At 41.0% G+C, this 22,345-nt stretch carries 20 protein-coding genes and 1 pseudogene; 10 read left to right on the top strand and 11 right to left on the bottom strand.

Going from position 1 to position 22,345, the window contains the following annotated elements; all coding sequences use genetic code 11:
• Positions 1-14: 14 nt before the first annotated feature.
• The gene (locus ABJ384_RS10195) at positions 15-818 is read right to left on the bottom strand and encodes an oxidoreductase (RefSeq protein WP_349927129.1); all 804 of its coding nucleotides are present in this window, start codon (positions 816-818) and stop codon (positions 15-17) included.
• A gap of 13 nt (positions 819-831) precedes the next feature.
• Positions 832-1,005 (bottom strand): hypothetical protein, encoded by a 174-nt coding sequence (locus ABJ384_RS10190; protein WP_349927127.1) that lies wholly within the window; start codon positions 1,003-1,005, stop codon positions 832-834.
• A 48-nt stretch (positions 1,006-1,053) separates the two neighbouring features.
• Between ABJ384_RS10190 and ABJ384_RS10185 the strand changes: the two genes are divergently transcribed.
• From ABJ384_RS10185 to ABJ384_RS10170, 4 genes and pseudogenes are all read left to right on the top strand, one after another.
• The gene (locus tag ABJ384_RS10185; RefSeq protein WP_349927125.1) at positions 1,054-2,067 is read left to right on the top strand and encodes an alpha/beta hydrolase; all 1,014 of its coding nucleotides are present in this window, start codon (positions 1,054-1,056) and stop codon (positions 2,065-2,067) included.
• Positions 2,068-2,091: 24 nt separating this feature from the next.
• Positions 2,092-2,955 (top strand): annotated as a pseudogene (locus ABJ384_RS10180) (alpha/beta hydrolase).
• 49 nt (positions 2,956-3,004) lie between these two features.
• Positions 3,005-3,382 carry a helicase gene (locus ABJ384_RS10175; RefSeq protein ID WP_349927124.1) on the top strand — a complete coding sequence of 126 codons (378 nt, stop codon included), beginning with the start codon at positions 3,005-3,007 and terminating at the stop codon, positions 3,380-3,382.
• A gap of 18 nt (positions 3,383-3,400) precedes the next feature.
• Positions 3,401-4,651: an NADH:flavin oxidoreductase/NADH oxidase family protein gene (locus tag ABJ384_RS10170; protein WP_349927122.1), complete on the top strand. Its 1,251-nt coding sequence runs from the start codon at positions 3,401-3,403 to the stop codon at positions 4,649-4,651.
• A 62-nt stretch (positions 4,652-4,713) separates the two neighbouring features.
• Here the strand turns inward: ABJ384_RS10170 and ABJ384_RS10165 are convergent, their stop codons facing one another.
• Both ABJ384_RS10165 and ABJ384_RS10160 read right to left on the bottom strand, forming a co-directional pair.
• Entirely contained in the window at positions 4,714-5,154 is a 441-nt protein-coding gene (locus tag ABJ384_RS10165; RefSeq protein ID WP_349927120.1) for a helix-turn-helix domain-containing protein, read from the bottom strand.
• A 107-nt stretch (positions 5,155-5,261) separates the two neighbouring features.
• On the bottom strand, positions 5,262-5,621 hold the full coding sequence (locus ABJ384_RS10160; RefSeq protein WP_349927118.1) for a helix-turn-helix domain-containing protein: 360 nt from the start codon (positions 5,619-5,621) through the stop codon (positions 5,262-5,264).
• Between the two features lie 127 nt (positions 5,622-5,748).
• Between ABJ384_RS10160 and ABJ384_RS10155 the strand changes: the two genes are divergently transcribed.
• The 4 genes from ABJ384_RS10155 (at position 5,749) to epmA (ending at position 9,572) form a co-directional block, all read left to right on the top strand.
• Entirely contained in the window at positions 5,749-6,606 is an 858-nt protein-coding gene (locus ABJ384_RS10155) for an SDR family oxidoreductase (protein WP_349927116.1), read from the top strand.
• A 142-nt stretch (positions 6,607-6,748) separates the two neighbouring features.
• Positions 6,749-7,315, top strand: a complete 567-nt coding sequence (locus tag ABJ384_RS10150) for a CoA transferase (protein ID WP_349929737.1) — start codon at positions 6,749-6,751, stop codon at positions 7,313-7,315.
• A gap of 212 nt (positions 7,316-7,527) precedes the next feature.
• Positions 7,528-8,595 carry a 4-phosphoerythronate dehydrogenase gene (locus ABJ384_RS10145; protein WP_349927115.1) on the top strand — a complete coding sequence of 356 codons (1,068 nt, stop codon included), beginning with the start codon at positions 7,528-7,530 and terminating at the stop codon, positions 8,593-8,595.
• Entirely contained in the window at positions 8,592-9,572 is a 981-nt protein-coding gene (epmA, locus tag ABJ384_RS10140; RefSeq protein ID WP_349927114.1) for an EF-P lysine aminoacylase EpmA, read from the top strand. Before ABJ384_RS10145 ends, epmA begins: the two co-directional genes overlap by 4 nt.
• Positions 9,573-9,994: 422 nt before the next feature.
• Here epmA and ABJ384_RS10135 read toward each other — a convergent pair whose 3' ends face one another.
• From ABJ384_RS10135 to ahcY, 6 genes are all read right to left on the bottom strand, one after another.
• Positions 9,995-11,230, bottom strand: a complete 1,236-nt coding sequence (locus ABJ384_RS10135) for a multifunctional CCA addition/repair protein (RefSeq protein ID WP_349927113.1) — start codon at positions 11,228-11,230, stop codon at positions 9,995-9,997.
• An 81-nt stretch (positions 11,231-11,311) separates the two neighbouring features.
• Positions 11,312-13,591, bottom strand: a complete 2,280-nt coding sequence (locus tag ABJ384_RS10130; protein WP_086196232.1) for an NADP-dependent malic enzyme — start codon at positions 13,589-13,591, stop codon at positions 11,312-11,314.
• 145 nt (positions 13,592-13,736) lie between these two features.
• Positions 13,737-16,598, bottom strand: coding sequence for an EAL domain-containing protein (locus ABJ384_RS10125; RefSeq protein ID WP_349927111.1), 2,862 nt, complete (start codon positions 16,596-16,598; stop codon positions 13,737-13,739).
• 171 nt (positions 16,599-16,769) lie between these two features.
• Positions 16,770-17,486 (bottom strand): 16S rRNA (uracil(1498)-N(3))-methyltransferase, encoded by a 717-nt coding sequence (locus ABJ384_RS10120; RefSeq protein WP_180043185.1) that lies wholly within the window; start codon positions 17,484-17,486, stop codon positions 16,770-16,772.
• Positions 17,487-17,515: 29 nt separating this feature from the next.
• Complete coding sequence (gene metF / locus ABJ384_RS10115) at positions 17,516-18,352, bottom strand: methylenetetrahydrofolate reductase [NAD(P)H] (protein WP_086196229.1); 837 nt, start codon at positions 18,350-18,352, stop codon at positions 17,516-17,518.
• A 226-nt stretch (positions 18,353-18,578) separates the two neighbouring features.
• Entirely contained in the window at positions 18,579-19,961 is a 1,383-nt protein-coding gene (ahcY, locus tag ABJ384_RS10110; RefSeq protein WP_349927110.1) for an adenosylhomocysteinase, read from the bottom strand.
• Between the two features lie 220 nt (positions 19,962-20,181).
• Here ahcY and ABJ384_RS10105 point away from each other — a divergent pair, with 220 nt between their 5' ends.
• Together ABJ384_RS10105 and ABJ384_RS10100 are read left to right on the top strand one after the other, a co-directional pair.
• Positions 20,182-20,874, top strand: a complete 693-nt coding sequence (locus tag ABJ384_RS10105; protein WP_349927109.1) for a hypothetical protein — start codon at positions 20,182-20,184, stop codon at positions 20,872-20,874.
• Between the two features lie 158 nt (positions 20,875-21,032).
• On the top strand, positions 21,033-21,551 hold the full coding sequence (locus ABJ384_RS10100) for a cysteine peptidase family C39 domain-containing protein (protein WP_349927107.1): 519 nt from the start codon (positions 21,033-21,035) through the stop codon (positions 21,549-21,551).
• 140 nt (positions 21,552-21,691) lie between these two features.
• Here the strand turns inward: ABJ384_RS10100 and ABJ384_RS10095 are convergent, their stop codons facing one another.
• A complete protein-coding gene (locus ABJ384_RS10095; RefSeq protein ID WP_349927106.1) occupies positions 21,692-22,207 on the bottom strand; it encodes a tetratricopeptide repeat protein in 516 nt (171 codons plus the stop codon).
• Between the last annotated feature and the right edge of the window lie 138 nt (positions 22,208-22,345).

Genomic DNA, 22,345 nt, shown 5'->3' with positions numbered 1-22,345 from the left:
ATTTTGGTTTTGTACTACGCCTTCATACTTCGCTGAATTAACTTGTCAAAGACTTTTACAGGAGCAAAGCGTCGAAGGGCTTTTAAGTTTTTTGCAGTTTTACCTGCTGTGTAGCGAGGTACGATGTCTTGACTCTCAATGACATTTAAAATGGTATGGGCAACCACACGTGGGTCATCTGACTTATTAATTGAATGAATCATTTGTTTGTGTAGCTTTTCACGTGCTTCATCGTAAAAAGAAACTTTATTGTCTGCTTCCAGTAAATTTACTCCTAAAGAAGTATTGGTATAAGCAGGTTCAATCAGAGATACACGAATGCCTTGTGATCTTAACTCGTGGTCTAAAGATTCAGAATAACCTTCCAGTGCATGTTTAGATGCAGCATAAAGAGCGCCAAAAGGCATAGGCACAAGTCCAAGAATTGAACTGATATTTAAAATAAGTCCTGAGTTTTTCTGACGCATGTGTGGAATAACTGCGCGAGTCATTCGAACGGCACCGAAAAAGTTAGTATCAAAAATAGCCTGTGCTTGTTGCATTGAACTTTCTTCAGCACCAGCGGGTGATATTGCAAACCCAGCATTATTAATTAAGACATCAATTCGGCCTTCATTTGCAATCACTTTTTCAATGGCGTGAGTGACCGAGTCGTCTTGCTTTACATCTAACTCAATCAGATGAAATTTATAGTTTGATGAGTTTTTTGCTTGTCGGCTTGTGCCATAAACAATAAATCCTGCCTCATGTAAAAGGTCTGCGGTTGCTAACCCAATACCCGATGATGCGCCTGTAATGAGAACTACTCTGCTGGTCATACATGTTCCTTACTTAAACTTTATCGCCTGAACCAATCAATTCCGGCTTGATTTTTTCATCATAATCTAAAAATAAAATAGTTACTACTAAAAAGATAGTGACAATATATTTTTGCTTGTGTATGGTTAGTACTAAATAGATACTCACGCTGTTTTTGATCTTTTCTCCCTTTAAAAGATCACTCATAAAAAACAGATGAATCAGATCAATGAATTAAATTTGAGGATTAGAGAAATGAAGTTTTTATTAAATACAGTTGCTATGAGTTTGACGGCGATATCTATTTTTAGTGCTCCCTTAACTCAGGCAGAGGTTGTGCCATTGGTTTCTTTTAGTGAACCATCAATTCAGGCACATAAAGTGTTATCAAGTGCTGTTAGCAATTTGCAAGCAGGGCAAAACGCTCAACAAGATACGAATTGGAAGAATGTACCGACTCAATTTATTCGTGCAGGTGACGTTAACTTCGCTTACCGAGAATATGGTCAACAGAACGGTGGAACACCTGTCATTTTCTTAAATCACTTGGCGGCTGTTCTAGATAATTGGGACCCACGAATTATTGATGGAATTGCCGCTAAACATCATGTTGTGGTGTTTGATAATCGTGGGGTCGGTGCTTCTACAGGTAAACCAGCTCAGTCAATTGAGCAAATGGCAGACGATGCGATTGCTTTCATTCAAGCAAAAGGCTTTAAGCAAGTTGATTTATTTGGCTTCTCGATGGGCGGCATGATTTCACAAGAGATTGCTTTGAAGCAGCCGAATTTAGTTCGAAAAATGATTTTGTCGGGAACTGGTCCTGCGGGCGGTACAGGCATTAGTACCGTAGGGCGAGTTTCTAATTGGGATTTAGTCCGTGGAATGGCTACCGGTCAAGACCCTAAGGTTTATCTTTTCTTCACACGTACAGAAAATGGTAAAGCTGCTGCAAAACAGTTTATTCAACGTATTAACGAACGTACCGAAAATCGCGATAAAGAAATCACCATTTCTGCCTATCGTGCTCAGCTTAAAGCACTCAAAAAATGGGGCAGTAAGAAACCTTCCGACCTTTCTGTTATTCAACAACCTGTGTTAGTTGCTAATGGTGATCATGACCGAATGGTCCCAACCGTGAACACCTATGATTTGGCAAAACGTTTGCCGAATAGCTCTGTTGTTATTTACCCCGATGCTGGCCATGGCGGAATTTTCCAGTTCCATGAAGATTTTGTAAAACAGTCACTTACATTCTTAGCGAAATAAGAACTTAAATTTAGGACAATGATGATGATAACAATTACACACCAAACAGCCGAGACTCAATTCATTGAAGTAGATGGAGCAAAATTTGCCTATCGTCGATGGGGTAACTCAAACACAGGGCAACCACCGCTATTTTTTCTTCAGCACTTTCGAGGTGGTTTAGATAATTGGGACCCAATTATTACTAATGGTTTGGCACAAGGGCGTGAAGTCATTTTGTTTAATGGCCGAGGCATTGCTTCATCTACAGGTCAGCCTCGTACCCGTATTGAAGATATGGCAGATGATGCAGCCGCAGTCATTCGTGCATTGGGCTTAAAACAAGTTGATTTATTAGGCTTTTCACTCGGTGGGTTTCAGGCACAAGATTTAGTACGCCGTCATCCCGAACTTGTTAGAAAGCTGATGCTTTTAGGTACAGGGCCAAGAGGTGGTAAACCACGAGGTGACGATCCAGCAGTGGCTGCATTGGTATTGAAACATGCAACAACTGCTGTGCCTTCCGAAGAAGACTTTCTCTTTTTATTTTTTGGCCGATCTGAAGCTGCTATTCAAGCGGGTCGTGAATTTTGGCAACGTCGCCATGAACGCAAAGATCAAGATACACCAAGCTCAGTTGAAGTCATGCAGGCACAGATAGAAGCCAATATGCATTTTTTACCTAAACTTGATGAACAAGATCCATTTGCGCATTTACGTTAGATTAAACAACCAACTTTCATTTTAAATGGTGTTGATGATGTGATGATTCCGACCATCAATGCCTATCACATGGCACTTAACATTCCAAACGCGCAGCTATTTATCTATCCAGACGCAGGACATGGTGCCCAATTTCAATACCCTGAACGTTTTGTAAAGCATGCAATCCAGTTTTTAGATGAATAAATGCTTTTGAGTTCTGTCCAGTTAATTTGATGAATCAAGAAGACAAAAAATGATGAAATTTAAATTGTTGCTGTGGATGCTCACCAAGCTCATGCAGCGTGCGGTAAAAAAGAATCCGAAATGTGCGGCTTATGTGAATGACAAAAATGTCACCTTTCAGATTCAGACGGCAAGTGGTGAAGGGCGCTATTTTGAAGTCAAGAATGGCAAGATTAACTCTTACTCTGGGCTAACCAAGTCACCAAGTTTTATCTTTACATTTAAGACTGCGAGTAAAGGATTCGCCGTATTGTCTGCTAAAGACAACGTGAATACGTTTTTAACTGCACTTAAAACACAAGACCTTGTCATTAGCGGAAATTTTGTGGATGTGATGTGGTTTCAAAGTTTAGTGGACTTTATTCAACCTCATTCAAAACCATCTTGAACTGTGTGAGAGAAGACCATGACTCAACTACAATTAGAAACCAATCTCTTGAATCAGCCTTTAACGTTGCCAAATGGCTTTAGCATTCCAAACCGTTTAGCAAAGGCTGCAACCAGTGAAACTTTAGCCACCTATTCAAATAATCCAACCGAAAAACATGTGCGGTTATATCAGCGCTGGGCTGCATCAGGAATTGGGATGATCATCAGTGGCAACATTATGATTGACCGACGTGCCTTAGGTGAGGCGGGTAATGTGGTAGTCGAGGATGAGCGTGATTTTGCGATTTTACAAAAATGGGCAAAATCTGTGACTGAGCAAGGTTCTCAATTGTGGGCACAGTTAAATCATCCGGGAAAACAATCAACCAAAGGATTAAATGTCCGTACTATTTCTGCATCGGCAGTGCCATTTGGGCCAGAAATGCAATCTTTATTTGCGACGCCTGATGAAGCCACACATACAGAGATTATCGATATTATTCAGCGTTTTGGTCGTAGCGCAGCGATCTGTAAAAAGGCTGGATTTAGTGGCGTTGAGATTCATGCTGCACATGGTTATCTGATTAATCAGTTTTTATCGCCTTTACATAATTTAAGAAATGATGAGTGGGGCGGTACACCTGAAAAACGCCGTCGTTTTTTAATGGAAGTATATGCAGAAATCCGCAAACAAGTCGGTAAAGAGTTTCCGATTGCGATTAAGCTAAATTCGGCAGACTTTCAAAAAGGCGGCTTTACCGAACAGGACTCCTTAGAAACCATTCAGGCTTTAGCAGATGCAGGCATTGACCTTATACAAATATCAGGCGGTACTTATGAATCTGGCGTAGCCAAAGCGCCACAAAAAGCTTCGACTATTGCCCGTGAAGCTTTCTTTATTGATTTCGCAGAAAAGGTAAGAAAACTTGTAAAAACTCCACTCATGGTTACAGGTGGTTTTCGGACCGTAGAAGGCATGAACCAAGCTTTGCAGTCTCAAGCGTGTGATGTTATTGGGATTGCGAGAATTATGGCGATTGAACCTGATGTACCTAAATATTTGCTGGCAGGTAAAAATGGTCTTCAGTCGGTGCATCCAATCAAAACAGGCATTAAGAAGGTCGATAGTCTAGGTATTATGGAAGTACTTTGGTACACCCAACAATTAAAACGTATGGGTAAAGCTAAAGAACCAAAACCTCATGAAAGTGGTTTATGGGCATTTATTAAATCGATTTTACGTAGTGGTTGGGGAACGTATGCAACCCAACGGGCACGGACAAAATAACCGATTTACCTTACATGAGTCCAATAAAAAGCACTCTAATTGAGTGCTTTTTATTTAAAATCTTATTCGGTTTTTTGGCGAATAGGGCGAGTACCAATTTCGGCACCAGTGATTTGATCAATTACAATCGGCTTAATTTCAGTGTCTTGTTCTGCATCCAGAAAAGTCACCATTTTTTCAGGATTTTGAAACGGTTTATGCTTACGTCCCCAAGCTCCAATCACAAACAGAACTGGTAGAAAATCTTGACCTGCTTGAGTTAATAGATACTCTTCACGCGGCGGATGTTCAGAATATTGTCTCTTTTCGAGTAAGCCTTCCTCTACTAAAACAGACAAACGTTTAGTTAGCATGGTTGGTGCAATACCTAAACTTTTACGGAACTGATCAAAACGTGTAAAACCCGCATGAGCATCACGTAAAATCAACATACTCCACGCATCGCCTAGAACAGAAAGACTTCTAGCGATTGGGCAGACTTCAAGATTGCTATTTTTACTCATATCCGAATTAATAAACCCAATAGTAACTACTAAAATAATACTAACATAAGGTGCTAAGCTAAGCCAGTTTGAATGCTTAACATAGGAGAATGCTTTTGTTTCCCAAGTCAGTTCCGAACTATGTCTATACTAGGCTGATTTTCTAATAATTTGGATAAATTATTTTCAAGCCAAGTAGTTAAATCAAAGAGTCGTTCAGCAGCCTCTCGTCCAAACTCTGTTAATTGATAATCTACACGAGGCGGTATTTCTGCATAATCCTGACGTAAGATAAAACCATCTTGCTCAAGCGTTTTTAAGGTTTGAGCCAACATCTTTTCACTAATGCCATCAATTATTTTTTTTAATTCATTAAAACGCAGACGTTGGTCTCTAAGCGCAACTAAAATCAAGATGCTCCAACGGCTAGTCAGTGTTAACAAAATTTTTCGAGACGGACAATCTGCTGAAAAAACGTATCCTTTCATCGCATAACACCTTAATTACAAAATTTTACATTTGTTTTTAAACTTACCTTTAGGTAAGTACTTACTTTTGGTTAGTTATGGTACTAGGATGATTAAATTATATCAACTACATCAGATGGAGTTCATCATGCGTATTGCAGTTACTGGTGCATCAGGTCAGCTCGGCCAACTTATTATTTCTCAATTACTCGAACGAACTGAGGCAAAAAATATTGTGGCATTAGTGCGTAATTCAGAAAAAGCATCAGAACTAAGTTCAAAAGGGATCGAAGTCCGTGCTTTTGATTATGGACATGATGCAGATAAACTTTCAGCTCAATTGGCAGGTGTCGATCGGCTTTTATTAATTTCATCGAGTGAAATTGGTCAACGGACAGTACAACACCAGAATGTTATTCATGCAGCAAAATTTGCAAACGTAAAATTTATTGCTTATACGAGTTTATTAAAAGCAGATACATCACCGCTTTTATTGGCACAAGAGCATGTTAAGACTGAACAATATTTAAAAGCAGCGAATATTCCACATACACTACTACGTAATAGCTGGTACAGCGAAAACTATGCAATGGGACTTGCACAAGCAGTTGAGCAGGGCAAAATTTTCGGGGCAACTTATCACGGCAAAATTGCTTCTGCTTCACGCTTAGATTATGCAACAGCTGCTGCTGTAGTATTAACTCAAGAAGGGCATGAAAATAAAGTTTATGAACTTGCTGGTGATACAAGTTACAGCCTTGATGACGTAGCAAAATGGACAAGTGAAATCAGTAAAAAAGATGTAACTTACCAAGATTTATCGGAAGAGGAATATAAAGCGCTCTTGATACAAGTGGGTTTACCAGAAGGTTTTGCGAGTATCTTGGCAGATTCAGATGAAGGCGTATCTAAAGACGCTTTATATAGTGATAGCAAAGACCTGCACCAGTTAATTGGTCGTGCCACTACAAGTATGCAAGAAACTATTAAAGAATTTTTATCTTAAGTTGGCGCTATAATTCTTATCTAAAAAAGGCTTAAATTCTTATGATTTAGGTCTTTAAACATTGGATTAAATAGGATTCTTTGGATACGTATTTGGAATATAGTGCAATGCAGTTTAAACAACGCTATTTAAATTAAACTATATTCTTATTCAAACATTTCGTCTTTGGTGTGGGCAAATTCTTGCAGACTTAGGTGCAGAAGTCATTAAAATTGAACGTCCACAGGTAGGAGATGATACCCGCATGTGGGGACCATCATGGATGCCAGACCAGCAGGGCGATGCCACACGTGAATCTGGCTATTTTCAGTGCGCTAATCGCAATAAATATTCGGTTTCTGTTGATATTGCCTCGGCTCAAGGTCAAGAAATTATTCGGGAAATTGCCAAAACCGCTGATGTAGTCATTGAAAACTATAAAGCGGACTCACTGGCAAAATATGGACTTGATTATGCAAGTTTAAGTGCACTGAATCCCAATGTGGTGTATTGCTCGATTACTGGTTTTGGTCAGGATGGACCACGTGCCTTGAATGAAAATTTCAAAGAGATTGCTTCGCCAATCAAACTTTCAGATACACCGGTAGAATATCGCAATGCACCACCGCAGTTGGGTGAACATACTCAACATATTCTGTCACGTCTTAAAATGGCAGATGAGCTGCATGCCTTAAAATTGCAAGGCATTATTGATGAAGAGGTAGCTTAAGCAGCATTCTTGTGATGCATATTGGTTTTGCTTCTGTTGGACCGGAATGTTAAAGCATTCGGTCCTTTTTTCTGCCAGGAAAGATGACATCCATTTTATGCATCATGGTGTTTGTGAAATTATCCAATGCAAGAAAGCAATAGCTACAAGGTGCTTGGTCAGATGCAGTGCTAAGCGTTATCATAATCAGCATAAGATCATTGGATTGCATTATGAAAATTGTCGCAGATGAAAATCTGGCATTTACTGAATATTTCTTTGCCGATTTTGGAGAAATTCAGCAGGCTGCAGGACGAACCTTAACCCATGCGGATGTGAAAGATGCAGAAGCGTTACTGGTGCGTTCTGTGACCCAAGTCAATGCTGAGCTGGTTCAGGACACAAAATTAAAATTTGTCGGCAGTGCGACCATTGGCACCGATCATCTGGATATAGCTGCTTTAGAACAATGCAATATTGCCTGGTCGAATGCCGCAGGCTGTAATGCGCAGGCCGTTGCGGAATATGTGATTACCGCTTTACTGCATTTAAAACCTGAACTGATCGATGCCAATGACAGCTTTACTTTAGGCATTATCGGTCTGGGCAATGTCGGTTCACGTCTGGCTGTTATGGCCAAACTTCTGGGCTGGAAGGTGATTGGTCATGATCCCTTCGTACAGCGTGAACAAATTGAGCAAGTAGATTTAAATACCTTATTAAAAACAGCCGATGCGATTTCCACCCATGTGCCTTTAACCAAAACAGGCAATCATTCAACTTACCATCTCATCAATGCTGAAGCTTTAGCACAGATGAAGCCTACAGCGATTTTAATTAATTCGGCACGAGGACCGGTGGTTGAAGAATCGGCTTTAATTGTCGATATTCAACAGACCCAGCGTGCAGTAGTTCTCGATGTATTTGAGCACGAACCTGAAATTTCAGAACAGCTGTTAAATTTAATTCGTTTGGTCACACCGCATATTGCCGGGTATAGCTTGGAAGGAAAGGCACGTGGTACACAAATGATCTACGATGCATTCTGCAGTACCTTTAAGTACCCAGCGACAAAGCAATTTGAAACGCAGTTGCCTGTCTGTGAACCCTATTTTAAAGATAGTGATTTAAAGGCTGTGTTAAAACAGTATTTAAGCCAGATCTATGATATCGGCCGTGATGATGCCAATTTACGTAGCTGCCTAAAAGATGGCAAGGTTGAGCAAAAAGCCTTTGATTATTTACGTAAAACTTATCCCTTACGCAGTGAATGGGCAGCACATGGAGGGCCGAAGGCATGAGTCAATCTATTGCTTATCAGCCGACTTGTGATTTAAAGGCCATGCAGGCACGTGCCAAAATGTATGCGCAAATCCGTCAGTTCTTTGCAGAACGGAATGTACTGGAAGTTGAAACGCCAATCTTGTCGCAGGCCGGAGTGACCGATGTACATCTGGCTTCCATACAGGCACAGCGTCATTTACAAGGCAAATTACATACCCATTACCTGCAAACTTCACCTGAATTTGCTATGAAGCGACTACTGGCCAGTGGTAGTGGTCCAATCTATCAAATCTGCAAAGTCTTTCGTGATGATGAACATGGGCGTAAACACAATAGCGAGTTCACCATGCTGGAATGGTACCGTCCCAGGTTTAGCCTGAAAGATTTGATGTTTGAAGTCACGGATCTGTTAAATGTGACCTTAAAGCAGCGCTTTGGTGAAATTCGTCCCACCATTTTAAGTTATAAGCATGCCTTTATGGATCGTCTGAATATCAATCCATTACAAGCGAGCTTAAAAGATCTGAAAGACTGTTGTAATCGGGTTGGACTCAATCTGGATTTGGGTGATGACCGCCTGGGTTATATCGATTTGCTTTTTTCGCATTTTGTCGAACCGAGTCTTGGTTTTGACACGCCAGTATTTTTAACCGATTTCCCCGCTGAACTGGCGTCCTTGGCCAAAACCCGAATCGATGAGGATGGGGAATTGGTGGCTGCCCGCTTCGAGCTGTATATTGAAGGTCTGGAATTGGCCAATGCTTATGATGAATTGATTGATGCCGATGTGCTGCGTTCCCGCTTTGAAGCGGATAATGCCGAACGTGCAAAACTGGGCTTACATGTCATGCCGGTTGATGAATATCTGCTTGCTGCATTACCGCACATGACAGAGTGTTCTGGTATTGCTTTAGGCATTGACCGTTTGTTAATGGTCGCTACAGAGCAAATGAAGCTTGAAAAAGTCATTACTTTTCCGGCGGATATTTCCTGATTTAAGTCATTTAAATAATTGTTGACCTCCTGCAAATCCCCCTAACCCCCTTTATGAAAGGGGGATTCATTTGTGTGCAAAGATGGAATTATGGGGATTGATATGGATGCAAAAATGCGCCATCAGGTTTGTTAGTGAAGGATAGTTTGATTTAAGTAAGCTGTGGATATGCGAGTGTGGCAGGGATGCCACACGTTACCCATCATAACAAGGAGGTTATGTATGGGTAACAAAGGCTTTTGCATACTTTTGGCCTCTCAAAAGTAAGATATCGCCTATACAAATGCCTTTTGATTTTATTGAAAATTTGCGGCAGTGAAAGCTTCTCACATAAATAAGATGATTTGAATTAACTATTTTCTCAAAAAATAGTCTTTAATCAAATTATGGGACAACAATATCCTTAGATGCTTTTTTTATACTTACACCACTACTGCAACTTGCCGAGCTTTCAGTTCTGCAATAGCTTGAATGCGACGCTCAATCAACATCTCACCAATTTCTTGACCTTTCACATCGGCAGGTAAGTCTTGCGCTTTAATATTGCGTACCACTTCCATTGCCTTAAGTATATAAGTGGCTTGAGGATACTCACGATCTTCCAACCCTAAACGGCCACGGGAGTCGCATTCACAAGCCTGTATAAACGCCTCCACTCGTTCAGGGCGACGCAACACATCCAGACGTTGCAGTAAACGCCATAAAGTACCCGGTTTCAGGCTTAAAGCCTGATGGCATTTTAAATGTTCTTTACAGACTGCAATGGCCAGCTGTTTGGTATTGGTTGGGACTTTCAGACGGTCACAGAGTTCAGTCACCGGTTTGACCCCGCGTTCTTCGTGCATGATATGGCGCGGTAATTCATCGGCTGGTGTCAAGGCTTTGCCCAAGTCGTGAACCAGCACTGCGAAGCGGACATCTAAAGAATAGTCGGCTTTACAGGCCTGTTGTAATGACATCATGGTATGAATGCCACTGTCAATTTCCGGATGATATTCAGGGCGCTGTGGAATACCGTATAAAGCATCCAGCTCCGGGAACAGGACTTTTAACGCACCACAGGTACGTAAAACGGTAAAATATTCATCGGCATGATCTTCCATCAGCGCACGGGAAGTTTCTTTCCAGACACGTTCCTGAATTAGCGCATTGAGTTCACCTGATTCCACCAATTGTTTCATTAAGGTGAGGGTTTCTTCTGCCACGCTAAAGCCTAAACTTTTATAACGTGCAGCAAAGCGCGCAATGCGCAGAACACGTAGCGGATCTTCGACAAAGGCATCGGATACATGGCGTAAAATGCGTTGTTCCAAGTCCTGCTGACCCGCATAAGGATCATAAATATTGCCTTCATTGTCCATGGCCATGGCATTGATGGTCAGGTCACGACGAATCAGATCATCTTCAAGACTAACGCTCGGATCGGTATAAAATTCAAAGCCATGATAGCCACGACCTGATTTACGTTCAGTGCGTGCCAGTGCATATTCTTCTTTTGTTTCTGGATGTAAAAAAACAGGGAAATCCTTACCCACAGGCTGATAGCCCTGAGCAAGAAGTTGTTCCGGTGTTGCACCGACTACAACATAATCTTTCTCGTGATAGGGGTGCCCGAGCAAGTGATCTCGAACCGCACCGCCTACTAAATAAACTTGCATGAAAAAACCTCTATTCTTCAAGCAATCATGCTACAGAATAGAGGTTTTCTCAAGTCACAAAATGTGATCTAGCTGACTAAATCAAAGTGCTAATTTTTCATTTTCCTGAATTTCAGCAACGGTTAATGCAGTCATGTTCACCAAGCGACGTGTAGTCGTAGTTGGTGTCAGGATGTGGACAGGTTTAGATACACCTAACAGGATAGGACCAATGGTAACGTTATTCCCTGAAGTCGATTTCAACAGGTTAAACGAAATGTTGGCTGCATCCAGATTTGGCATAATCAGCAAGTTTGCAGAACCTTTGAAACGTGAGTTCGGGAAAGCAAAGTGACGGATGTTTTCGTCAAGTGCCGCATCACCGTGCATTTCACCTTCAACTTCCAGTTCAGGCGCAGTTTCAGACAAGATGTCATACACTTTACGCATTTTTTGCGCACTTAAGTCATCTTGGTCGCTACCGAAGCTTGAGTGAGAAAGAAGTGCGATACGTGGTGTTACACCAAAACGACGTACTTCTTCAGCAGCCAAAATGGTCATTTCAGCAAGCTGTTCAGCTGTCGGGTTACGGTTAATGTATGTATCCGCGATGAACAGGTTACGGTCTTCAAGCATTAATGCATTGAGCGTAAAGAATGTGTTATGACCTTCTTTCTTACCAATGATGTTGCTTACGAAGTCCAGATGAATGTCGTAACTTGAGTAGGTACCACACAGCATACCGTCTGCAAGACCGTGTTTCACCAGCATAGATGCAATTAAGGTAGAACGGCGACGTGCTTCACGTTGCGCATACTCAGGTGTGACACCTTTACGTTGCATGATGCTGTAGTAGTCATCAGCAAACATTTCGTAATGTGGGTTCTTTTCTTGATCGATGATGGTGATGTTCACCCCATCTTCAAGACGTAGACCTAATTTCTTGATATTTGCTTCAATCACTGCAGGGCGACCGACAAGGATTGGTTTCGCCAGACCTTCATCGACTGCAATTTGTACGGCACGAAGTACACGCAGGTCTTCACCTTCAGCATAGGCAATACGCTTAGGATCAGTTTTCGCCTGGGCGAAAATAGGTTTCATCATGAATGCAGAGTTGTAAACAAACTCAGACAGACGTTGACGGTAAGCAGAGAAGTCCTGAATCGGGCGAGTGGCTACGCCAGAGTCCATCGCTGCCTGTGCAATTGCCGGGGCAATTTCAAGAATCAAGCGTTGATCGAGTGGGCGAGGGATTAAGTAATCACGGCCAAATGATGCTGATTTTTCACCATACGATGCTGCATCTGCTTCAACATGTGCCATGCGCGCAATGGCATGTACACAGGCAATCTTCATTTCTTCGTTGATGGTGGTTGCGCCAACGTCAAGCGCGCCACGGAAGATATATGGGAAGCACAGTGCATTATTTACTTGGTTTGGATAGTCTGAACGACCAGTTGCCATGATCACGTCATCACGAACTTCATGTGCATGTTCAGGCAGAATTTCTGGATCCGGGTTTGCCAAGGCAAAGATAATCGGATTTGCAGCCATGGTTTTCACCATTTCTTTGGTGAGAATACCGGCAGCTGACAGACCCAGGAACATATCAGCACCTTCAAGTACTTCACCGAGCTGAGTAGCGGTGATGTCTTGCACGTATGCTTTTTTAGATTCATCCAGACCTTCACGCTGAGTGGTTAATAGACCACGTGAATCGGCAACGATGATATTCTCTTTCTTAGCACCCAGGGCACAAAGAAGATTTAAGCAAGACAGTGCTGCTGCACCTGCGCCTGAAGCAACAATCTTGATTTCTTCAATTTTTTTGCCGTTGAATTGCAATGCATTCAGAAGAGCTGCACCCACGATAATAGAGGTACCGTGCTGGTCATCGTGGAACACAGGAATGTTCATGCGTTCACGAAGTTTTTGCTCAATATAGAAACATTCTGGTGCCTTGATATCTTCAAGGTTAATCCCACCAAAAGTAGGTTCTAGCGCGGCCACGATGTCGACAATTTTGTCAGGATCATTTTCATCAATTTCAATATCGAATACATCGACACCGGCAAATTTTTTGAACAGTACGCCTTTACCTTCCATTACCGGTTTAGACGCCAAAGGACCGATATTCCCTAAACCCAGTACTGCAGTACCATTACTCACCACTGCTACAAGGTTACCGCGTGCAGTATAAAGGGCAGCAGTTGAAGGGTCACGTTCAATCTCAAGACATGGTGCAGCAACACCTGGTGAGTAGGCAAGCGCTAAGTCACGTTGATTGACCAGTTGCTTGCTAGGCGTGACGCTGATTTTTCCTGGTGTTGGGAATTCGTGATAATACAATGCCTGTTGTTTTAAAGATTGATCTTCCATCTGTATCTCGTTTGTTACTGGAGTAATTCAGCAAAGCTGCTGGTTTTCTGCTTGGTTGCATCGAATATAACATTTGTTGCGACCTTATCACAGTCGCGTATGTGTCTTTTTCAGGCAAAGTTGGGGGGTGAAAGGTTGACTTATATCAAGAAGGTATAAGTCGATGTTGTTCTAGGTATGTGGTGGCTTCTTTTTCAGGAAGCGGCTTGGAAAAAAAGAAACCTTGAGCAATATCACATTCCAGATCTTGCAGGTACTGTAGCTGTTGCTTGGTTTCAATACCTTCTGCAACCACCATCATTCCCATGGCTTTGCCCATGGCGATCATAGCACTGACAATCGCTTCCTGCTTATTTTTTCCGATTTTGGATATAAAACTGCGATCTATTTTAAGTATATCAATCGGGAAATCGGCAAGATAAGACAGGGAAGAGTAGCCTGTACCAAAATCATCGAGCGAGATATGAATTTTACGTTTTTTAATTTCATTCAACAGGTTTTTCACCGTGACTGAATTTTCCAGTAACGATGATTCGGTAATTTCAAGTTCCAGGCTGGAACCACAAATGTTATAGGTCTGGATGGCATGATCCAGATCTTCCAGCAATTGTCCGCGTTGTAATTGCTGGGCCACCACATTGACGGATATGCAAATATTGTCAAACCCGATATTGTTCCAGTAGCGGATCTGTTTGGCTGTTTGTTGAATCACAATCCGGCCAATATCCGAGATCAGGCTGGTTTGTTCTGCCAAGGGAATAAACAGGTTGGGTGGAATAATTCCCTTGCTTGGATGATTCCAGCGCACCAGTGCTTCAAAACCGTAAATATTCTGATCACTGAAATTTATTTTCGGCTGATAGTAAACAATGAGCTCGTTATTATTGATGGCATGGCGCAAATCGCGTTCCAGATAAATGCCTTGTTCAAGTAAAGCGCTACTGTTATTGGAGTAGAAACGGCAGGCATTGCCGCCCAGGTTTTTTGCTTCAGTCAAGGCCTGCTCAGCGCAATTATTCAGATAATCCAGCTGACGTCCATTTTCTGGATAGAATGCAACGCCCATGGACAGGGTGATAATATGGTCCTGATCGAAAATGTTAAAGGGTAAGGAAAAAGCTTTACTTATACGTTCACAATGATGTTGAATCGACGGGTGAGTAGGTGAAATCTCATACACAATTGCAAAATCATCACCATTCAGATGCGCTACAAATAATGCTTCGGTATTGGTCAGTCGCAGTCTTTGTGCAACTTGGCGTAACAGTTCGTCACCACCACTATTACTTAAAAATTCATTTAAAGGCCTGAAACGATCGATATTTAAACGAATAACGGCCAGCTGTTTAATGGAATCTTTTTGACTAATTAAATATTGGTGTAACTGGTAGTTGTAATAAAAACGGTTCGGTAAATCCGTTAAAGGATCGTAATTTTCTAAATAAGACAACCGTTGTTCTTGCAGTTTACGTTCAGTTAAATCGGAGACAATACCGATATAGTGGGTAACACGGTTCTGCTCATCGCTAATGGCATTAATGCGCATCCAGATGGTTGCTTCTTCACCTGAAAGGAATGTTTCTTGCAGTTCACCATCAAACTCACCGATTTTTTCCAGCTGCTGAAGAATAGAGTAGTGGCTGCTTCTTTGTTGTGACTGATAATTTTCAGTAATATCAAATAAATTTTTGCCAATAATATGTCGGTGAGTAAAACCGGTGAGTTGTTCATAAAATGGATTGACGTCAATGTAGCATAGCTGATCATCGAGAATAAAAATGCCTTCTGTTGCTTGCTGAAGTACACTGGCAGCTAATTTTAAGCGTTCCTGATCGGTACGTTCCTGATGAATGTCACGACGGATACCCACCATGCGCAGGGGCTTTTTATTAACCGGATCACGTGCAATGACCCGACCAATATCATGGACCCATTTCCACTTGCCATTGCTGTTCTGAATTCGATAGCTCGCTTCATAAAGTGGTGACTGACCACGTAAATGTTGTTTCATTGCATGCTTGAACTGCTCAATATCATCCAGATGAATGATGTTTTGCAGTTGATGATGATGCAGTTTAGAGGGCTTCAGGGTTTTTTGCTGTTTTGCATCCGTCACCAGAATTTCACGATCTTTGATATTCCAGTCCCAGGGGCGCAGTCCGGCAATTTCATGCGCCAAAACCAGATTCTGTTGCTGATTTTCCAGATCGGCATTCATTTTGGCAATATCAACAGTTCGTTCTTTAACTTTTTGCTCCAGCAGCTGATTGTTTAATTGTAATTGCAGCTCTATATCTTTTGATTTATTAATTTCAGCTTGTAACTGTTTGCATAATTCATCTGTCCATAAAACCTGTTGTTTGGCATTTTTAACTAAACGGTTGTTTTTTGAGTACAGTGCAGAAATACGCTGATGAATACGCGATGTGATATTGGCGCATAATAAAATGACAATCAGTGCAAAATTAATGGTTAGATGGAATAAAGGATCGGATGTTTCTGTGCTGATAAATTGTGAAGCCAGATAAGGGAAAATAGCAGGTATAAATGCCAGACAGAAATAAGTTAAGCGCTGGGTTAAAAAGGTCAGGGCAAATGCCTGACTCACAATCAGTAATAATGCTGACAAAATTAAGGCATGAACATGACTAAAGGCAGGGTTGTATTGAGGTAAATAGTAGTAAACCAGGCCCATACCTAAGGCAATACAGCTACCAATCACTAAACTTTGAATTTGTAGCCAACGATGCGCATGATGTAAGGCAAATTGGTCGGGTTTAAAATAAACACTGATAATCAGTAAACACAGGCAACACAAGAGTTCGGTGGCTATAAACCAAAAATTGAAATAAAAAGAAGATTTTATAAAATAAAATTGGTAAATGCCATAAACATATGCCGATACAATCACAATACTGACTATAAAGAAGCGGCTAAGTCGAATTGTATTGCCAATTTGTGCAGCACTCACATGCTGTTTAATATACTCGTCTTGAAGATCTGACATACAGGCAAAAACCTTAATTATTATTTTGCAATAAATTTACTTTCTAAATATTGATTGAGTTAAAAAAATAAACTGTATTTTAAATATACATTTGTATCTTTAATTCAAGAGTAATAATGTTGTTGAAAAAAATCAATCACATCACTAGTTATTCATCCAAATTTTGATGAACTATACAGTTAAGTTATAATTTAAAATGGATAAAGCAACAATCGGTGCCGTTTCTGTTCGTAATACACGATTGCCGATACACCAGTTTATAAAGCCTGCTTGGTTGGATAATTGTATTTCCGCTTCACTTAGACCACCTTCAGGCCCAATTAATAGCGCAATGTCTTGTGTCGCATTTTCCAGCACATTCACTTGATCTTTATTCGGAGCAAGCACCAGTTTTGTGGTCGGGAGTTCTGTCTCTAACCAGTCTTGTAAAGATACAGGTGCTAACACTTCGGGAACTTTGTTCATGCCGCATTGCTCACAAGCAGCGATGGCAATGCCTTGCCAGTGATCTATTTTCTTTTGGTCACGATCATATTTAAGGCGCATTTCACAGCGTTCAGAAGTCAGCAACTGGATTTTGGATACGCCAAGTTCTGTGGCTTTTTGAATGGCATAATCCATTCGATCCCCTTTACTCATTACCTGTCCAAGCAAGGTACTAAAAGCTGGAGTACGGTCATCAGGATTGAAGGAATCGACAGAAACACGGGCTGATTTTTTTGTGACTTCAATAAGCGTAACTTCATATTCACCACCCCGTCCATTGAACAAGGTGGCTTTTTCACCGACTTGTGCACGTAATACTTTGACCCAGTGATGAAAAACCGTTTCAGTTAATTCAGCATTCATATCCACTGCTAAGTCAGCTTCAATATAAAAACGTGGCATTTAAGTATTACTCACAAATCAGATATAAATTAAGCTAGACCAAGATCAGTCACGAGTTGACGTGTTGGATCTGTCGTGTTCATGGTGTAGAAATGCAAGCTCGGTGCACCGCCTGCAAGCAGACGTTCACACAATTTCACCACAACTTCATGACCAAAGGCTTTGATACTTGCCGTGTCATCGCCATAAGTCGCCAATTGCTTGCGAATCCAGCGCGGGATTTCTGCACCGGTACCATCTGCGAAGCGAATCAGATTGCTGGCATTGGTAATTGGCATGATGCCCGGAGCTACTGGAATGTCCACGCCTTGTTTTTGAATACGGTCTACAAAATAGAAGTAGGCATCTGGATTAAAGAAGAACTGGGTTAAAGCGGCATTGGCACCGGCATTGGCTTTTTCGACAAAGTGTTGAATGTCTTTATCAAAGTTTTCTGCCTGTGGGTGCATTTCCGGGTAAGCGGCCACTTCAATCTGGAAGTGATCGCCTGAATGTTCGCGGATAAAACGAACCAGGTCCTGTGCATAAGGCAATTCACCCAGGCCAACCTGACCTGAAGGCAAGTCACCACGAAGCGCCACAATACGGTCGATGCCTTGTGATTTGTATAGATCAAGCAATTCTGCAATACGCGCTTTGTCATCGCCGATACAAGACAGGTGAGGGGCAACAGGTGTGCCTTTGCCATTAAAGTCATTGATTGCAGCAAGTGTACGTTCACGAGTGGAACCACCGGCACCATAAGTTACTGAAAAGAACTCAGGATTTAACAGTTGTAATTCTTTATGAACAACACGAAGTTTTTCCGCCCCGGCATCAGTTTTAGTCGGGAAAAACTCAAAAGAAATTGGAACACGTTTGGTCATTTTTCAAATCCTTTTTTATCAATACTGTTTTAATTTTTCACCCTCTCCCTGACCTCTCCCAAAGGGAGAGGAGAATTCATTACTGAATTATGCAGGGTTTAAGCCATATTTATTCATATGATGAAATTAAACATCCATCGGAAATAAATCTGGTGCTCACCCTCTCTTGCACTTGTTTTAAAGCAGTGCTTAAAACAAGTGCAAGAGAGGGATGGGGTGAGGGGTATTAGTATTTATAAGTCTCAGATTTGAATGGACCTTCAACTTGAACACCTAAGTAGTCAGCTTGTTCTTGAGTCAATTGAGTCAAGACACCACCGAAACCGGCAACCATTGCCGCAGCAACTTCTTCATCCAGTTTCTTAGGAAGCAGTTCTACACGAATCGCAGCCTGTTTTTGGTCTTCAGGAAGATCAGCAAATTTTTCGGCGAACAAGTGCATTTGAGCCAATACCTGGTTAGCAAATGAACCGTCCATCACACGTGATGGGTGGCCAGTCGCATTACCCAGATTCACTAAACGACCTTCAGAAAGAAGGATTAAATAATCGTTTTCATTTTCTGAACGATACACTTGATGTACTTGAGGTTTAACTTCAACCCATTTGTAGCCACGTAGGTAGTTGGTATCGATTTCAGTATCGAAGTGACCGATGTTACACACCACTGCACCTGCTTTTAATGTATCTAACATTGCAGCGTCACATACGTGGTAGTTACCTGTAGTCGTTACGATCAAGTCAGTGTTTTGAAGAAGATCCGCATTTACGTCTTCTTTTTTACCTGTTTGCACGCCGTTTTTGTATGGAGATACAACTTCATAACCGTCCATACATGCTTGCATCGCACAGATTGGATCGATTTCGGTTACGCGAACAATCATGCCTTCTTGACGAAGTGATTGAGCAGAACCTTTACCTACGTCACCGTAACCAATCACCAATGCACGACGACCAGACATCAACATGTCAGTACCGCGTTTGATCGCATCGTTTAGAGAATGGCGGCAACCGTATTTGTTGTCGTTTTTGGACTTGGTTACTGAGTCATTTACGTTGATTGCAGGAACTTTTAAAGTGCCGTCACGTAACATTTCATAAAGACGTTGCACACCCGTAGTGGTCTCTTCAGTCACACCATGGATTTTCGCTAACACTTCAGGATATTTTTCGTGAACAAGAGCAGTCAAGTCGCCGCCATCGTCCAGAATCATGTTGGCATCCCAAGGTTTGCCATTCACGTTGATTTGTTGTTCCAAACACCACATGTATTCTTCTTCAGTTTCACCTTTCCAGGCAAAAACAGGAATACCGCGTGCAGCGATTGCAGCAGCTGCGTGGTCTTGAGTAGAGAAGATGTTGCAAGAAGTCCAACGTACTTCAGCGCCCAATTCAACTAAAGTTTCAATTAAAACTGCAGTTTGAATGGTCATGTGAATACAGCCGAGAATTTTCGCGCCTGCAAGTGGTTTTGCTGCTGAGTAGCGTTTACGTAAGCCGATCAGCGCTGGCATTTCTGCTTCAGCAAGTTTGATTTCTTTACGGCCGTAGTCAGCTAGGGAAATATCGGCAACTTTATAATCTGTAAATGAAGCATTAACCGCGTTCATCACGATCTCCTTATAAAAAACAAAAATTGATCATTCAGTTCGCGGATGCCGTTGTTGGTCGATCTGAGTAGATGAACCGATCGTCGAGCCTGGCGCTTTTACATTTTGTACCTGTAAAACGTCGCAGCATCCCTCGACTAGCGAAGTATTGTACTTGGAAATTGATTTTGTTCCAATGATAAATTGATTAGATTAGAAACAATAAAATGGGGGGAATGGTATGTGGTTTAGAAAAAATAAAAATAAGGAAGTACTTAGCCATCACGAAATAACTGAAAAGAAATTAAAGTTGGTAAAAGATATAGATACATTGCTTCCAAATGAGGTGACAAACCTAATTGTTAACGGAAAAGAAGTCCCTGAAGTTATAAAAATTAAACTATATGACTTTATTGTTGAATTTAATATTTTAGATTCCATGATTGATAGTGTTTATAAAACATCTTTAGGAATTGAAAGAAGTGTGTCTTCAACTAGTAAAGGAGTAAATACAACGTTAAATGAGTTATTTAAGAGTAAAGATGGAAAACTGGAAAGCTTTTTAAAAAGTCGTAAAATCTTCAAGGAACAGGAACTTTCAAAAGCACTAGTAGTAATTAAAGATGCAATAAAATTAAGAGATCGTATTGCTCATGCAATTCCTCTATGGCACGCAGAAGGTAATTCTGTTTTGTTTTACTCATATGATGGAGTCTTCTGGAATAAATTTTATAATAATATGAGAAAAGAAAAGTCCAAACTTTATGAGGATAAATATTTTAAAAAACAATTAAATCAAACAATACTTTCTGAAAATAGTTTTACATATGTAGTTTATCATGTCTATGAAATTAACTTTCAAACAGAGAAGGTAAAGGATCTTTGTTTAAGGTTGCTAGCTGATATTGAATGTAAAGAAATAAATAATTTATGACAATTTTTTAATGTATTAAGTATTTAGTGATTGCTCAGCGGTATTGGTGTGTTCAATCCACTTTTTAATGATGTAGAGATCAGTTCTATAAAGAATTGCAGTATAAATTACCATTGAATTGCGTATCATTATTCTAATTAAAGTCTTGAGTTTTTATTATGTCTTTGGAAATACCTGAAGAGTTAGCTAACTTAGAAGCAAATGGCGGTATTTTTGCAGTATGGATGTTGCTGCAACATTTAGGTATTGATGCCGATATTCAGCAGCTGGTAGAGGTATGTAGATATGATTCAGAAAATGGCACGACGACTATCGGCTTGGCTGTCGGTCTGAAAAAGTTTGGTTTTCATATGCAGTTTTATACCGATCCTGACCCTGATCTTCAGCAGAGTGAAAAGCTTAGTTACCAGGAAGCTGAGCAACTGAATTTACCTATTCTTCCTGCATTAAATTATCAACAAATTCAACAGGCATTTGAGCAAAATAAATTTGTGATTGCCTATTACGACACATTAGAAGGTGTGGGTAATCACTCCCTTGTTTATGATGTCAATGAAGATGAAATCTGTTTCTTTGACAGTTTTGATGCGATGCCTGCGGCTATATTTGAACAACAACGAAATGCAGAAGGTATTTGCAGACAAGTGATTGTGGTGGATATACAGGATGATATTTGACTTCATTCATAATGGTTGAACCCTGTTTATTTTTCTCCCGTCTGGATAAATAATAGTACTTATGCAAGCCGTTGATAGAAGGTTAATTTTTGATTGCATAGAAAAAAGCCCCTCATTTGAGAGGCTTTTTCATCTTTAATTTATTTTTCAGTTGCTTGTGCTTTTTCAGTCCAGTAATCCGCTTTTTCTTCATCTATTTCTATGCCTAGACCATTTTCATAGATAAAGGCCAAATCACGCATGGCTTGAACTTCACCCCATTCAGCAGCCTGTTTGACCAAAGACACAGATTTGGCCACATCTTTTTCAATCACATCGCCACGACGGAAATAACCCGCCAATTCTAAAGTCGCAGCAGGGTGTTTCTGTATATTGGCTTTGCTCAGCCAGTAATAGCCGAGTTCAAAATGTGCTTTGGATTCTTCCGGGTCTTCTTCAGCCAAGTCTTTGGCATAAACGGTATAACCTTCACCTAGCCAGTACATCGCTTCAATATGGCCATTTTCTGCGGCTTTCAGCGCCCATTCTTCTGCAAGAATAATATCATCATCATGCTCGCTTTGCATATACAGCTCAGCCAGTTCAAATTGCGCTTTTGCATTTCCTGTAATGGCTAAATTCATCAGTGAGGCAGGAGGAGAAATTCGGTTAGACATACCTATATCCAGAAACTTTTGCTATAGCCTAAAAGGAATGAAATAAAAAAGCCAATCCGAAGATTGGCTTTTACAGTATCGTGACTAAAAACATCAACTCATGTCAGTGCTTTTAACCGAGAGGGTGTTCACAAACAC

The sequence above is a fragment of the Acinetobacter sp. A1-4-2 genome, from assembly GCF_040233925.1.
Classification (GTDB): domain Bacteria; phylum Pseudomonadota; class Gammaproteobacteria; order Pseudomonadales; family Moraxellaceae; genus Acinetobacter.
The sequence above is the reverse complement of the archived record's forward strand: the minus strand, read 5'-3'. Positions and strand labels throughout refer to the sequence as shown.